At 68.3% G+C, this 14728-nt stretch carries 11 protein-coding genes; 10 read left to right on the top strand and 1 reads right to left on the bottom strand.

Features of this window, described 5'->3' with window-relative positions; genetic code table 11:
* Positions 1-41: 41 nt before the first annotated feature.
* The 6 genes from OG276_RS08265 to OG276_RS08240 are packed head-to-tail and all read left to right on the top strand — an operon-like array spanning position 42 to position 8571.
* Positions 42-764, top strand: a complete 723-nt coding sequence (locus OG276_RS08265) for a 4'-phosphopantetheinyl transferase superfamily protein (RefSeq protein ID WP_266903817.1) — start codon at positions 42-44, stop codon at positions 762-764.
* Positions 761-1975, top strand: a complete 1215-nt coding sequence (metK, locus tag OG276_RS08260) for a methionine adenosyltransferase (protein ID WP_266903816.1) — start codon at positions 761-763, stop codon at positions 1973-1975. Before OG276_RS08265 ends, metK begins: the two co-directional genes overlap by 4 nt.
* A gap of 1 nt (position 1976) precedes the next feature.
* The gene (locus tag OG276_RS08255; RefSeq protein ID WP_266903815.1) at positions 1977-2960 is read left to right on the top strand and encodes a carbohydrate kinase family protein; all 984 of its coding nucleotides are present in this window, start codon (positions 1977-1979) and stop codon (positions 2958-2960) included.
* Positions 2957-6436, top strand: a complete 3480-nt coding sequence (gene metH / locus OG276_RS08250) for a methionine synthase (RefSeq protein ID WP_266903814.1) — start codon at positions 2957-2959, stop codon at positions 6434-6436. The genes OG276_RS08255 and metH overlap by 4 nt, the downstream gene beginning before the upstream one ends.
* Positions 6437-6493: 57 nt before the next feature.
* The gene (ahcY, locus tag OG276_RS08245; RefSeq protein ID WP_266903813.1) at positions 6494-7900 is read left to right on the top strand and encodes an adenosylhomocysteinase; all 1407 of its coding nucleotides are present in this window, start codon (positions 6494-6496) and stop codon (positions 7898-7900) included.
* Positions 7901-7905: 5 nt separating this feature from the next.
* The gene (locus OG276_RS08240; RefSeq protein ID WP_266903812.1) at positions 7906-8571 is read left to right on the top strand and encodes a maleylpyruvate isomerase family mycothiol-dependent enzyme; all 666 of its coding nucleotides are present in this window, start codon (positions 7906-7908) and stop codon (positions 8569-8571) included.
* 48 nt (positions 8572-8619) lie between these two features.
* Here OG276_RS08240 and OG276_RS08235 read toward each other — a convergent pair whose 3' ends face one another.
* Positions 8620-9363, bottom strand: coding sequence for a PIG-L deacetylase family protein (locus OG276_RS08235; RefSeq protein ID WP_266903811.1), 744 nt, complete (start codon positions 9361-9363; stop codon positions 8620-8622).
* A gap of 144 nt (positions 9364-9507) precedes the next feature.
* On the opposite strand from OG276_RS08235, the gene asnB reads away from it, so the two are divergent.
* From asnB to OG276_RS08215, 4 genes are all read left to right on the top strand, one after another.
* Positions 9508-11307, top strand: a complete 1800-nt coding sequence (asnB, locus tag OG276_RS08230) for an asparagine synthase (glutamine-hydrolyzing) (RefSeq protein WP_266903810.1) — start codon at positions 9508-9510, stop codon at positions 11305-11307.
* 16 nt (positions 11308-11323) lie between these two features.
* Positions 11324-12232, top strand: a complete 909-nt coding sequence (locus OG276_RS08225; protein WP_266903809.1) for a PrpF domain-containing protein — start codon at positions 11324-11326, stop codon at positions 12230-12232.
* Positions 12233-12363: 131 nt separating this feature from the next.
* Complete coding sequence (locus OG276_RS08220; protein ID WP_266903808.1) at positions 12364-13101, top strand: SDR family oxidoreductase; 738 nt, start codon at positions 12364-12366, stop codon at positions 13099-13101.
* A complete protein-coding gene (locus OG276_RS08215) occupies positions 13061-14710 on the top strand; it encodes a class I tRNA ligase family protein (protein WP_266903807.1) in 1650 nt (549 codons plus the stop codon). The genes OG276_RS08220 and OG276_RS08215 overlap by 41 nt, the downstream gene beginning before the upstream one ends.
* Positions 14711-14728: the final 18 nt, after the last annotated feature.

The raw sequence follows: 14728 nt of genomic DNA, 5'->3' as shown, positions 1-14728 counted from the left end.
TCGCCCCGCCGGCGGGCGGCCTGGGCTGGGCGAATCTAGGCATGGACATCGTGTCCGTCACCCGTGTCCGCCGACTGCTCGCCGAGTACGGCGAGGACTTCTTCGAGCGGATGCTCACCCCAGGCGAACTCGCCGACTGCGGAACGGCCTCCGGGCTCGACGTACTGAGTCTGTGCGGCCGGATAGCGGCCAAGGAGGCAGCCTTCAAGACCCTCCGCGTCCGGGGCAAATTCCTCCCCTGGCTCGACATCGTCGTTCGGCGTTCCGAAGGGGGCTGGCCCCTCGTCGAGCTCCGCCGGGGCGCGGCCGAGATGGCCGCGGAGTCCGGCATCGCCGAGATCACCGTGTCCATCAGCCATGACGTGGACTACGCGGTAGCCGTGGCTGCCCCGGTGCTCCATGCCGGCTCGGCGGGCTACCCCCTCACGCCGGGCCTTCCGGACCCAGCCGGTGCTCTCAGCGTCGCCCGCGCAACCAACACCTCATCCATACAAAGCACTTCAAGGAGAACAACCATGTCCGACGGTCTGCAGCAGGTGAAGAACTGGCTCCTCGCCCGTCACACGGAGCGTGACGACATCGCCTCCGACCTGGACCTCATCGAGAACCGGCTCATCGACTCGCTGTCCTTCGTGGAGTTCGTCTTCCTGCTGGAGCAGCAGAGCGGTCGGTCCATCCAGATGGAGGCCCTGGAAGTGGACGAGATCCGCACCCTCGCCGCCATCGAGTCGCACTTCTTCCCGGTCGAGGTGGGGCAGGCATGAGCAAGCGGCTGTTCACCTCAGAGTCGGTGACCGAGGGGCATCCCGACAAGATCGCCGACCGGATCAGTGACACGATCCTCGACGCGCTGCTCCGTGAGGACCCCACCTCGCGGGTGGCTGTGGAGACCCTGATCACCACCGGCCTGGTCCACATAGCCGGCGAGGTGACGACCAAGGCCTATGCCCCCATAGCCGCCCTCGTTCGTGAGGCCATTCTCGACATCGGCTACGACTCCTCGAAGAAGGGCTTCGACGGTGCCTCCTGCGGGGTGTCGGTGTCCATCGGGGCGCAGTCACCCGACATCGCCCAGGGCGTCGACACCGCATTCGAGAAGCGTGTCGGAGGCGCGGGGCCGAGTGACGAGCTCGACAAGCAGGGAGCGGGCGACCAAGGCCTGATGTTCGGCTACGCCTGTGACGAGACGCCCGAGCTGATGCCGCTGCCGATCCACATCGCGCACCGGCTCTCGCGCCGGCTGTCCGAGGTCCGCAAGGATGGGGTCATCCCTTACCTGCGCCCCGACGGCAAGACGCAGGTCACCATCGAGTACGACGGCGATCAGGCGGTGCGCCTGGACACGGTGGTGGTCTCCTCCCAGCACGCAGCCGACGTCGACCTCGACGCACTGCTGGCCCCGGACATCCGTGAGTTCGTCGTGGAGTACGTGCTGAACCAGCTCGTCGAGGACGGCATCAAGCTGGAGACCGAGGGTTACCGACTACTGGTGAACCCGACCGGGCGCTTCGAGATCGGCGGCCCGATGGGCGACGCCGGCCTGACCGGTCGCAAGATCATCATCGACACGTACGGCGGGATGGCGCGTCACGGTGGCGGCGCCTTCTCGGGCAAGGACCCGTCCAAGGTCGACCGTTCCGCCGCGTACGCGATGCGCTGGGTGGCGAAGAACGTGGTCGCCGCGGGCCTGGCCTCGCGCTGCGAGGTCCAGGTCGCGTACGCCATCGGCAAGGCCGAGCCCGTCGGCCTCTTCGTCGAGACCTTCGGCACGGGAACACTGCCGGACGAGCGCATCCAGGAAGCCGTGTCGAGTGTCTTCGATCTTCGGCCGGCCGCGATCATCCGCGATCTGGACCTGCTGCGCCCGATCTACGCCCAGACCGCCGCGTACGGCCACTTTGGCCGTGAGCTGCCGGACTTCACCTGGGAACGCACCGACCGCGTGGACGCCCTTCGCCGGGCCGTTGGGGTCTGACATGCGCATCGTTGTGACGGGATCCATTGCGACCGACCATCTGATGACCTTTCCCGGCCGGTTCGCCGAGCAGCTGCTCGCGGACCGGTTGGACCGGATATCCCTGTCGTTCCTCGCCGACAACCTGGAATTCCGACGCGGCGGAGTAGCGGCCAACATATCGTTCGGTCTGGGAACGCTGGGACTGCGGCCTGTCCTGGTGGGCTCTGTGGGTCGAGACTTCGATCCGTACCGGGTGTGGCTCAAGGAGCACGGCGTCGACACCGACTCCGTTCGGGTCAGCGAGACGTGCCAGACCGCGCGTTTCGTCTGCACCACCGACCGGGACCAGAACCAGATCGCGACGTTCTACGAGGGGGCCATGGTAGAGGCCCGCGAGATCGATCTGAGCGACGTCGTCGCACGGGCCGGTCGCCCCGACTTGGTGCTGATCTCGCCCGACGACCCCGAGGCCATGCTCCGCCATACGCGGACCTGCCGTGAGCTGGGCATCCCCTTCGCTGCGGACCCGTCCCAGCAGCTGGCGCGACTGGAGCGGCCGCAGGTTCGGGAGCTGGTGGACGGTGCGAGCCGGCTGTTCACCAACGAGTACGAAGCAGCCTTGCTGTGCGAGAAGTCCGGGCTCACCGAGGAGCAGGTCCTGCGGCGGGTCGGCTCCTGGGTGACCACCCACGGCGAGGGTGGCGTACGAATCCAAACTGCGGGCACCACGCCGCTGACCGTGCACGCGGTCGAGGTCGAGGAAGTCGTCGACCCCACCGGTGTCGGCGACGCGTTCCGAGCCGGGTTCCTCGCCGCAACGGCGTGGGGTGTGTCCGAGCGGAGCGCGGCTCAGCTGGGCTGTGCGGTCGCTGCGACCGTCCTCGCATCCGTGGGTACGCAGGAGTACCGGTTGTCCGGCGAATCGTTGCTCACCCTGCTCGGCATGGGGTACGGCTGCCGGTACGAGACGGAGCTGACCGCACACCTCCGGGAGTTGGGATGAGACGGTCTCTGAGGGAGGAGCTGGCGCAGCGGGTCGTGGTGGCCGACGGGGCGATGGGAACGATGCTCCAGGCCGCCGATCCGACGCTCGACGACTTCATGGGTCTCGAGGGCTGCAACGAGATCCTCAATGTCACCCGGCCCGACATCGTCCGGTCGGTCCATGACGAGTACTACGCGGTGGGTGTGGACTGCGTCGAGACCAACACCTTCGGGGCCAACCTCTCCGCACTCGCCGAGTACGGCGTGGAGGGCCGGGTCTATGACCTGTCCGAGGCCGGAGCGCGCATCGCCCGCGAAGCCGCGGATGCGTTCACGGCGAAAGATGGACGGCCCCGCTGGGTCCTGGGCTCCATGGGCCCCGGCACCAAGCTGCCCACGCTCAAGCATGTCGCGTACGAGCCCTTACGCGAGGCGTACCAGGAGAACGCCGAGGGTCTGATCCGAGGCGGCGCAGACGCGCTGTTGGTCGAAACCTCACAGGACCTCCTCCAGGCGAAGGCGGCCGTCATCGGCGCCCGCCGGGCGCTGGAGTGGTGCGGAATGGGCGACCTGCCTCTCATGGTGCAGGTGACGGTTGAGGCGACCGGCACGATGTTGCTGGGTTCGGAGATCGGCGCGGCGCTCACGGCCTTGGAGCCGTTGGGTATTGACATGATCGGCCTGAACTGCGCCACCGGCCCCGCCGAGATGAGCGAGCACCTGCGCTACCTCGCGCGCAACTCCCGCATCCCGCTCTCCTGCATGCCCAACGCGGGCCTGCCGGTCCTCGGCAAGAACGGCGCCCACTACCCGCTGTCCGCGAGCGAGCTCGCCGACGCCCAGGAGACCTTCGTCCGCGAGTACGGCCTCTCCCTGGTCGGCGGCTGCTGCGGCACCACCCCCGAGCACCTGCGCCAGGTCGTGGAGCGCGTCCGCGGCCTGAACCCGGCCGCCCGCGACCCGCGCCCCGAGCCCGGCGCCTCCTCGCTCTACCAGACCGTCCCCTTCCGCCAGGACGTCTCGTACATGGCGATCGGCGAGCGTACGAACGCGAACGGGTCGAAGAAGTTCCGCGAAGCCATGCTGGCAGCCCGTTGGGACGACTGTGTGGAGATGGTCCGCGACCAGATCCGCGAGGGCGCACACATGCTGGACCTGTGCGTGGACTACGTCGGCCGCGACGGCGTCGCCGACATGCAGGAGCTCGCCGGACGCTTCGCGACCGCCTCCACCCTGCCGATCGTGCTGGACTCCACCGAGGTCCCCGTCCTGCGGGCCGGCCTGGAGAAGCTCGGTGGGCGCGCCGTCATCAACTCGGTGAACTACGAGGACGGCGACGGGCCCGAGTCCCGCTTCGCGAAGGTCACCGCCCTCGCCCAGGAGCACGGCGCCGCGCTGATCGCGCTGACCATCGACGAGGAGGGCCAGGCCCGCACCGTCGAGCACAAGGTCGCCATCGCCCAGCGCCTCATCGAGGACCTCACCGGGAACTGGGGGATCCTCGAGTCGGACATCCTCATCGACACCCTGACCTTCACCATCTGCACCGGTCAGGAGGAGTCCCGCAAGGACGGCATCGCCACGATCGAGTCGATCCGCGAGCTCAAGCGCCGCCACCCGGACGTCCAGACGACCCTGGGACTGTCGAACATATCCTTCGGCCTCAACCCGGCCGCCCGCATCGTCCTCAACTCGGTCTTCCTCGACGAATGCGTCAAAGCCGGCCTCGACTCCGCGATCGTGCACGCCAGCAAGATCCTGCCGATCGCCCGCCTGGACGAGGAACAGGTCAAGGTCGCCCTCGACCTGATCCATGACCGGCGGGCGGAGGGTTACGACCCGCTGCAGAAGCTGATGGCCCTGTTCGAGGGCGTGAATACGAAGTCGATGAAGGACGGGCGGGCGCAGGAGCTGCTGGCGCTGCCGTTGGACGAGCGCCTGCAGCGCCGGATCATCGACGGTGAGAAGAACGGTCTGGAGGCGGACCTCGACGAGGCCCTGGAGACGCGGCCGGCGCTGGAGATCGTCAACGACACCCTCCTGGAGGGCATGAAGGTCGTCGGTGAGCTGTTCGGCTCCGGCCAGATGCAGCTCCCCTTCGTCCTGCAGTCCGCCGAGGTCATGAAGACCGCGGTGGCCCACCTGGAACCGCACATGGAGAAGAGCGACGACGAGGGCAAGGGCACCATCGTCCTGGCCACCGTCCGCGGCGACGTCCACGACATCGGCAAGAACCTCGTCGACATCATCCTGACCAACAACGGCTACAACGTGGTCAACATCGGCATCAAGCAGCCGGTCTCCGCGATCCTCGAAGCCGCACAGGAACATAAGGCCGACGTCATCGGCATGTCCGGCCTGCTGGTCAAGTCCACGGTGATCATGAAGGAGAACCTGGAGGAGCTCAACCAGCGCAAGCTGGCGGCCGACTACCCGGTCATCCTCGGCGGCGCCGCCCTCACCCGCGCCTACGTCGAACAGGACCTCCACGAGATCTACGAGGGCGAGGTCCGCTACGCCCGCGACGCCTTCGAGGGCCTGCGCCTCATGGACGCCCTCATGGGAGTCAAACGCGGCGTCCCCGGAGCGAGCCTGCCCCCGCTCAAGCAGCGCCGGGTGAAGTCCGCGGCCACCACCGCGCTCATGGCGCCCGGGCCCGAAGCCCCCTCCCGCTCCGACGTGACCACCGACAACGCCGTGCCCACCCCGCCGTTCTGGGGCAGCCGCGTCGTCAAGGGCATCCCGCTCAAGGACTACGCCTCCTGGCTCGACGAGGACGCCCTCTTCAAGGGCCAGTGGGGCCTCAAGCAGGCCCGCGGCGGACCTTCGTACGAGGAGCTGGTGGAGAGCGAGGGCCGGCCCCGGCTGCGCGGTCTGCTCGACCGCCTCCAGACGGAGAACCTGCTGGAAGCCGCCGTGGTCCACGGCTACTACCCGTGCGTCTCCAAGGGCGACGACCTGATCATCCTCGACGACGTGGGCGCGGAACTGACCCGCTTCTCCTTTCCCCGGCAGCCCCGCGGAAGGTTCCTGTGCCTGTCGGACTTCTTCAAGTCCGAGGAGTCCGGCGAGGTCGACGTGATCTGCCTGCAGATCGTCACCGTCGGATCGAGGATCGGCGAGGCCACGGCCAAGCTGTTCGAGTCCGATTCCTACCGCGACTACCTGGAGCTCCACGGCCTCTCCGTGCAGCTGGCGGAGGCCCTCGCCGAGTACTGGCACGCGCGGGTACGCGCCGAGCTGGGCATCTCGGGACAGGACCCGCGCTCGCTCGACGGGATGCTGCGCACCGAGTACCAGGGCTGCCGCTACTCCTTCGGCTATCCAGCCTGTCCCGATCTGGAGGACCGCGCGAAGATCGCCGAGCTCCTGAAGCCCGAGCGGATCGGCGTCCACCTCTCCGAGGAGTTCCAGCTCCACCCGGAGCAGTCCACCGACGCCATCGTTGTCCACCATCCCGAGGCCAGCTACTTCAATGCCGGGGGCCGCCGGTGAACCACGTACCGGCCCCCGCGGCCCATTGCACCGACCGAAGTACAAGGAGCGTTCTTCATGCCTGCTGAATTCACCGATTTCAAGGTCGCAGACCTTTCCCTCGCCGCCTTCGGGCGCAAGGAGATCACCCTCGCCGAGCACGAGATGCCGGGTCTGATGTCGATCCGCCGGGAGTACGCGGCCACCCAGCCGCTGGCCGGGGCCCGGATCACCGGCTCCCTGCACATGACAGTGCAGACGGCCGTGCTCATCGAGACGCTCGTCGCCCTGGGCGCGGACGTCCGCTGGGTCTCGTGCAACATCTTCTCCACCCAGGACCACGCGGCGGCCGCCGTAGCCGCCGCCGGCATCCCGGTCTTCGCCTGGAAGGGCGAGACGCTGGAGGAGTACTGGTGGTGCACCGAGCAGGCGCTGACCTGGCCCGACGCCGCCGGTCCCAACATGATCCTGGACGACGGCGGTGACGCCACCCTGTTGGTCCACAAGGGTGTCGAGTTTGAGAAGGCCGGAAGCATCCCCGACCCTTCGACCGCCGAGAACGACGAGCTGCGCGTCGTCCTGGAGCTGCTGCACCGCACGTCCCTGAAGTGGACCGAGCTGGCCTCGGAGATCCGTGGCGTCACCGAGGAGACCACGACGGGCGTCCACCGCCTCTACGAGATGCAGCAGGCTGGCGCGCTGTTGTTCCCGGCGATCAACGTGAACGACGCCGTGACGAAGTCGAAGTTCGACAACAAGTACGGCTGCCGCCACTCGCTGATCGACGGCATCAACCGCGCCACGGACGTCCTGATAGGCGGCAAGGTCGCGGTCGTCTGCGGCTACGGTGACGTCGGCAAGGGCTCCGCGGAGTCCCTGCGTGGCCAGGGTGCCCGCGTGATCGTCACCGAGATCGACCCGATCTGCGCCCTGCAGGCCGCGATGGACGGCTACCAGGTCGCCACGCTCGACGACGTGGTTGAGATCGCCGACATCTTCATCACGACGACCGGCAACAAGGACATCATCATGGCCGCCGACATGGCCAAGATGAAGCACCAGGCCATCGTGGGCAACATCGGCCACTTCGACAACGAGATCGACATGGCCGGTCTCGCGAAGATCGAGGGCATCGTCAAGGACGAGGTCAAGCCCCAGGTCCACACCTGGAAGTTCCCCGACGGCAAGGTCCTCATCGTCCTGTCCGAAGGCCGCCTCCTGAACCTGGGCAACGCCACCGGTCACCCGTCCTTCGTGATGTCGAACTCCTTCGCGGACCAGACCCTGGCCCAGATCGAGCTCTACACCAAGCCGGCCGAGTACCCCACCGACGTCTACGTGCTCCCCAAGCACCTCGACGAGAAGGTGGCTCGCCTCCACCTCGACGCGCTCGGGGTGAAGTTGACGACCCTGCGCCCCGAGCAGGCCGCGTACATCGGCGTGGACGTCAACGGCCCCTACAAGCCCGACCACTACCGCTACTGAGCCCCATGACAGTTCTCGACGAGATACGTGACCCTTGGCTTCCGGACCGGTTGTTGCGAACCGAACGCGACGCGTTGATGCCGCTGTTGCGTCGAACCCCTCCGGAGGCATACGCGCTACGCACGGCCTGTCCTGGCTGGACGGCCCGGCAGGTGCTCGCCCACTGCGCGGCGGCCCTGGTGCGGATTGTCGAAGGACGGTTGGAAGAGGGAGTGTTCCTCCCCGAGGCCAACGCGACGGACGTCGCCGAACGCGAAGACTGGCCGTTGGCCCAACTCCTTGACGAGTTGGAGCGGGGCTTCACCGAGGCAGGCCCGGAGATCGCGGCGGGCGACGGCACGCTGGACGCGGTTGCGCTGGGGGAGTGGGTCCACGCCGGCGATGTCCGTGACGCGTTCGGGGAGTCGGGGGCTTACAGCGGGGACAGCCTGACACTTGCCCTGCCCCTTCTCCGCATTACGAGCCGCAAGCGGGGGACACCTCGGCTGGTCGCACAACTCAATGGTCTGGACGGTCTCTTGGTTTTGGGCAATGAGATCGAGGGACGGCCCGCGGCCCGCTTCCAAGGCGACGCGGCAACGCTGATTCGCCTCTACTCGGGCCGTCCGCTGGTCGCGACCCGCTACGAGCTCACGGATGCGACAGAACAAGAACTGCTCATCTACCGCTGACGAGCCCGAGCCGGTCCGTCCGTCATGGCAGGCGGACGGACCGGGGCCTCATTCGATCTTCACGACCTGGAAGGCTTCTGCCATCCGCCCCGCCGGCAGTCCCGCTGCTCTTGCGTGTTCCCCCAACCAGTCCCGTAGTAGCCCCGCCAGGTCGTCGAAATGGGCCGTCTGTGAGGTGTGGATCCGCAGAGCCTCGACCTTGCGTTCGAAGACAGGGGTCACGTCGATGTACTGGTTCGGCGTGGGGCCGGTCATCAGCCACAGTTCTGGCACGATCCAGGGCTCCAGTCCTTCCTCCTTGAGGAGGGAGGGATGCGCGAAGGGGTTGCGGGCCTCGGGGTAGATCGCACGCAAGGCGGCATCGCCGACCGCGCGATGGTCCGGGTGAAGGTCGGCCACTCGGGCCCAGTTGATCTCCGGGCTGGGGATGACGGCGCGCTGCGGGCGAACCTGTCGGATCACCCGGCACAGGTCGCGGCGCAGCTCGACGCTCGGTTCGACGAAGCTGTCGGGGTAGCCGAGGAATCGGACATCCTCGACGCCGCTCCGCTTGGCCGAGTGCACCTGTTCGGCTCGCCGGAGGTCCCCCATCGCTTGGCGGGGGAGCTGCTCGTCGTATCCGCCGGCCCCGCCGTCGGTGACGATGCAGTACGTGACCCGCGTCGTGCCCTGGGCGATCCACCGCATGACCGTGCCGCTGACACAGAACTCGATGTCGTCCGGGTGGGCGGCCACCACCAGCAGGGATTCCGGGGCGCTGCGGTCTGTTAGATCGGTCGCGAAGTGCTCCATGGACTCAGCCTGTTGTGCCTGGTGGCGGCTTGCAAGGCAACTCATCTGGCGTACTTGCGACATGGCACTTCTACGCCAGTCAAAAATTTGGTAGCTTCAAATAAATGGTCTAATCGCATGTACGTGGAATCCGGAGGCACCGGCATGTGCAGGATTTTCGGCTCCTTCTCGGCCGGCGCGGCGCGCCCCGACCCGGGCGAGCTCGCCGCGGTCTCCGCCCGTCAGCGGCACGGTGGTCCCGACGAACATGACGTGCTCAGCGGGGCCGGCTGGTCGCTCGGGTGCGACCGGCTCGCCGTGACCGACCTCCGTGGCGGTCGACAGCCCTACCGGCTGCCCCACTTGCCTGGGATCATCGCCGTACTCAACGGCGAGATCTACAACCACCGCATCCTCCGTCGCGAGCTCGCGGCCCGCGGCCACCGCTTCCCCGACACGTGCGACGGCACCCTGCTGCCCGCGCTCTACGCCGAGTACGGGCCGGCCTTTGCCGAGCGGCTCGATGGGATGTTCGCCGTGGCCGTCCTCGACCTGCGGGCGAGCCCCCTACTCGTCTTGGCCGTCGACCCCATGGGGATGAAACCCATTCACTACCACCGGGGCGAGGACGGCTCCTTCCGCTTCGCCTCCGAGATCCCGGCACTCCTGGCCTTCGAAGGGGTGCGGATCACTCCTCGCGCTGACACCCTCGACACGGTCCTAGCCACACGGACACCCTTCTCCACGCAGACTGCCCTGGAAGGCATCAGTGTCATGCCCCCGGGCGCGACCGCTGTCGTCAGCCCTGGGCGGGAACCGGCCGTACGGCGGCGGCCCGTGCAGCCGGCGGCGCCCTCAGAGGCCGGCTTCGGCACCGAGGACGTGTTGCGCCGCGAAGTGCGACGCCTCGCCCGAGCCGATGTGCCGGTCTGTGCCCTCACGAGCGGTGGTCTCGACTCCGGCCTGGTGACCGCGCTGGCAGCAGAGTACGCGCGTGAAACCGGCGCGCCGTCCCTGCACACCTTCCATCTCACCTACCAGGGCCGATGGCCGGGCTCGGAGCACATCCACGCCCGCGCCGTCGCCCGGCAGGCCCGGACCGTCCACCACGAAGTGGCGCTGGATCCCGGGGAGCTGGGATCGCTGCTCACCCGCGCCACCCGGCATCTGGGGCAGCCGAACGCCGACCCCATCGCCCTGAGTACGTACGCCCTCTTCCGGGCCGTACGAGAGGCCGGCTTCACCGTCGCTCTCACCGGAGACGGCGCCGACGAGCTGTTCGGTGGATATGCCCGGATGCGGGAGGCCCTGGAGGCCCCTGCGGGTGGCGACTGGGCCGCCTCGTACGCCGACGCGCTGTCCGCGGCACCCAGGATGCTCCGCGAATACCTCTACACCCCCGCGTACCGGGCCTACATCGCCGAGGAAGGTTCGGCTGCCGACCGCATAGTGCGGGAGCTTCGCTCCGCGCGCACGGATCGGCTCACCGCGATCACTTCGTTCGAGACCCGCTGGCGGCTGCCCGCCTACCACCTTCGCCGAGTCGACCACCTGAGCATGGCGTGGGCGGTCGAGGCCCGGATGCCGTTCTGTCAGCCCGCTGTCGCCGCGCACGCCCGGGAACTCCCTTCGGCCGCTCGACGCGGGAAGTTGGCGCTGTACGAGGCCGGGCGCGACCTGCTGCCCGCCACCGTGCTGAACCGGCCCAAGCAGCCCTTCACCCTGCCCGTGACCGCGATGCTTAGCCCTGGTAGTCCCCTCCTCGAGCCCGTGCGGGAGCTCTTGTCTCCGGACCGGCTCTTGCGGGGCGGCCAGGTCCGGCCCGACCGGGTGCAGCGCTTGCTCGCCCGGCAACTGGAACGGCCTTCGGACCAGGACGCGCTCACCCTGTGGGCGCTGGCCACCCACGAACTGTGGACCGAAGTCGTACGGGGGATGGGTATCCCGGTCGGATGCGCCGCGTGAACGGAGCGGTCGTCCCGTGATCGCCACAGTGGTGAGGGCCGCGGGGGCTCCCGGCCCCACCCTGGTCGTGGAGCTGTCCGAACTGCCCCTAGGCGCACTGGCGTTGCACGCGGAACTCCGCGGCCTTCGGGAGAGCTTGGAGGGGTCTAGCTACGACCGCCTCGCCAAGATCGCCCTCTACGGGCCCTCGGGCGCGCCCGGCACGGACCTGGACTATCGCTTCGTCCAGGCCATGCCGGACGGCAGTTTCGACTTCCGTACCGGATGCGGTCACTCCCTGCTCGCCTGTGTAGCCGCCGCCGGGTCGCCCGGTCCCGTCACCGTGCGGGCCGTAACCACCGGGGACGAGGTCGTGTGCGTGTCGGAACAGCCTCACGGAGGGGTTCCGGACACTTACACGCTGCACTTCTTGCGGGCGCCGGATGCACCAGGCGTGCTGCCCACGGGCCGGCCTCTCGACCGGCTCGACGGCGTTCCCGTTTCCCTGGTGAGGTACGGAAACCCTTACGTCTTCGTGGACGCCCGCGACCTGGGGATCCGTAGCCGCGACCAGCTCTTCGCCGCCGGGGAGACGGTACTGCGCCGGCTCCTGGCCCTGCGAGCCCTCGCCGCTGAGGTGCTGGGACACCCGCCCCACTCCGCCCTGCCCAAGATCGCTGCTGTCGACTACTCCGCGGCCACCCCCGCTGTGCGCGCCGTCACCGTCGGGGGCTGGCATCCCTCGCTCGCACTCACCGGTGCCACTGCCCTCGCCGCGGCGGCCGCGCTGTGCGGTACGGTCGTGGGCCCGCTCGATGGAGTCGTCGACACTCCCGGCGGCCCGGTCACGGTCTCCTCCACGGCCAACCGGGTCAGCGTGCACCACAAGCGCGCGACCGTTCTCCGACGGATGGAGCTGCCGTGGCGTATCCACGCAACGGCGTGAATGCGCAACCCTGGTGGGGGACTCCCCGCTTCCCGTCTCTGGCACGCTGATGTGGAGCCCCCGTCCGGATTACCGGACGGGCGTCGTGAATTCGACCGCATTCGCATCCCAGCGGGGAGACTGAGCGAAGAATGAAATTCGAAAATCTGCGTGTTGTAGTCACGGGTGCCTCGCGCCATTTCGGCCGAGCGCTCGCCATTGGATTCGCCCACTTGGGAGCCGAGGTCTACGTCTCGGCTCGGACCGTGGAGTTGGCCGAGCGAACCCGTGCCGAGGTCATGGGGTCCGCACGCGACCGTATCCATGCCTTCGGCTGCGACCTCAGCCGACCGGCGGAGATCAGGGAGTTCGCCCGCCAGGTCGGCGAACACACCGACCGGGTGGACCTGCTGGTCAACAACGGTGCCCGATGGCTGGACGCCGTCGATCTGGAGGACGCGTCGGACGACGCGATCGTGGAGACCATCGAGTCCACGGCCGGCGGCACGGTCCTGATGGTCAAACACTTCCTGCCGCTTCTGAGGTCGTCCCAGCGCCCCGACATCGTCAACATGGTCGCCGTACGGGACGCCGGCGGATCCTCCGTGGCGGCGGCGCACGAGGCGTTCTGGACGGCCAAGAGCGCACAGGCCGGGTTCGCCGAAATTCTTTCACAGCGACTGAGGCCTTCCGGTGTCCGGGTGTTCTCCCTGTATCCCCCCGACTTCTCCACTTCCGACCCGCGATTCGCCGAGTGGGACGGAATCAAGGCGGACGACGCGATACGCGACGAGAAACTCACCACCCAGGCCCTCTTCGAATGCATCGTCTACGCCGTTGAGCAGCCGCGTGACTGTTTCATCCGCTCCTTCCATTTCGAGCCTCGCTGAGCACTTCGCACCACAGCGTCAAGGAGGTCCCATGAGCACCCCTTTCTGGATCACCGCGACCCCGCCCGCCACGCACGGTGAACTCCACATCGGTCACCTTGCGGGACCGTACGTCGCAGCCGATGTTCTGTCCCGCTACCTGCGCACCGAGGGCGAACCGGTCCTGTTCACCACCGGCACCGCTGACCACACCAGTTCCGTACACGTACGCGCACTGCGGGCGGGTCGCAAGCCGGAGGAGGTCTCCGAGGGCTATCGGGCCGCGATCACCGCGGACTGGCTGCGCTCGGGCATCGAGTTCGATCACGTCGTGCGCCCGCGTCAGGACCGGGGATACGGCCGCTGGGTGGCGGACCTCTTCCGGCGGCTGCACGCGGAAGGCGTCATCGCCCCGCGTACGAGGATGCTGCCGTACTGCGAGCCGTGTGGCCGTTGGCTGTACGGCGCGCACGTCACGGGGGCCTGCCCGCACTGCGCAGCCGTCAGCGACGGCGGGATGTGCCACGAGTGCGCCCGCCCCAATGACGGTGGGGACCTCGTGGAGCCCCACTGCGCCGTGTGTGCCACCCCGGCAGTGCCCCGGCGCTGCCGCCGCCTCTACATCCCGCTGGAACCCTTCCGTGAAACGCTCGCCGACTACTGGGCCGCCACCGGCCTGCCGCCCCGTCTCGCCGCACTGTGCGAGTCGCTGGTCGAGGACGGTCTGCCGGACATCGCGGTTTCGCATCCGGCGGAGTGGGGGCTGAGCGTCCCGGTGGACGGTTTCCCCGAGCACCGGATCGACGGCTGCTTCGAGGCAGCCGCGATGCATCTCTTCGGCTACGGCGACAACCGGCCGCTGCCTGAACGCACCATCCACTTCTGCGGGTTCGGCCATGCCTTCTGCCACGCCGTCTTGCTGCCGGTCATTCTCCTGTCCCAGGGCATCAAGCTTCCACAGGAATTCTGTGTGAACGAGTCGTTCGTCATCGAGGACAAGGTCATCGTCTCCGGCTCCGATCACAAGGTGTGGGCGCTGGACCTCCTTACCGAGTACGGGTCCGACACGCTCCGCCGCCACGTCCTGCAGGCTCGCCCGCTGGGCCGGCGAACGGTGTTCCATGCCGACCGGCTCGATGCTGCCCGAAAGGAGTTGGACGAGAACTGGAACAGCTGGCTGTCCCGGCTGTTCGCGGCGGTAAGGGCAGAGAGTGCGGGCTTGGCTCCCGCGGCGTTGCCCGGTGGCACAGGCTGGGAGGTCTTGGCGCAGCGACTGCTGAGGGCGGTGGAGGATCTGCGCGAGGCGTACGGTCCTGACACCTTCGATCCCCGCAGGGCGGTCGCCCTGCTCGATGAAATCGTCCGCTTGGTGTCCGACTTCGGCCACGTCAACGCCCACGAGACATGCCGCCCCACGGCGGACTGCCGTCACCTTCCGGCCCTGTCCGCCCAGCTGGCGGTGGCCTCTGCACTAAGCGCCTGGGCCCGGCCGGTGATGCCGGAGGGCGCGGACCGTCTGGCGGCGGCGCTCAAGGCGGCGCCCGGGCGCCCCGTATCCGATGCGGCACTCGCCCCGCTGCCGCCCGGCAGTCGGCTGGCCCCACCGTCGGGTCCGATTTTCGGCTTCTGACCGGGCGGCCCCGGGCAG

The organism is Streptomyces sp. NBC_00086 (assembly GCF_026343255.1).
In the GTDB taxonomy this organism is placed as follows: domain Bacteria; phylum Actinomycetota; class Actinomycetes; order Streptomycetales; family Streptomycetaceae; genus Streptomyces.
The sequence above is the reverse complement of the archived record's forward strand: the minus strand, read 5'-3'. Positions and strand labels throughout refer to the sequence as shown.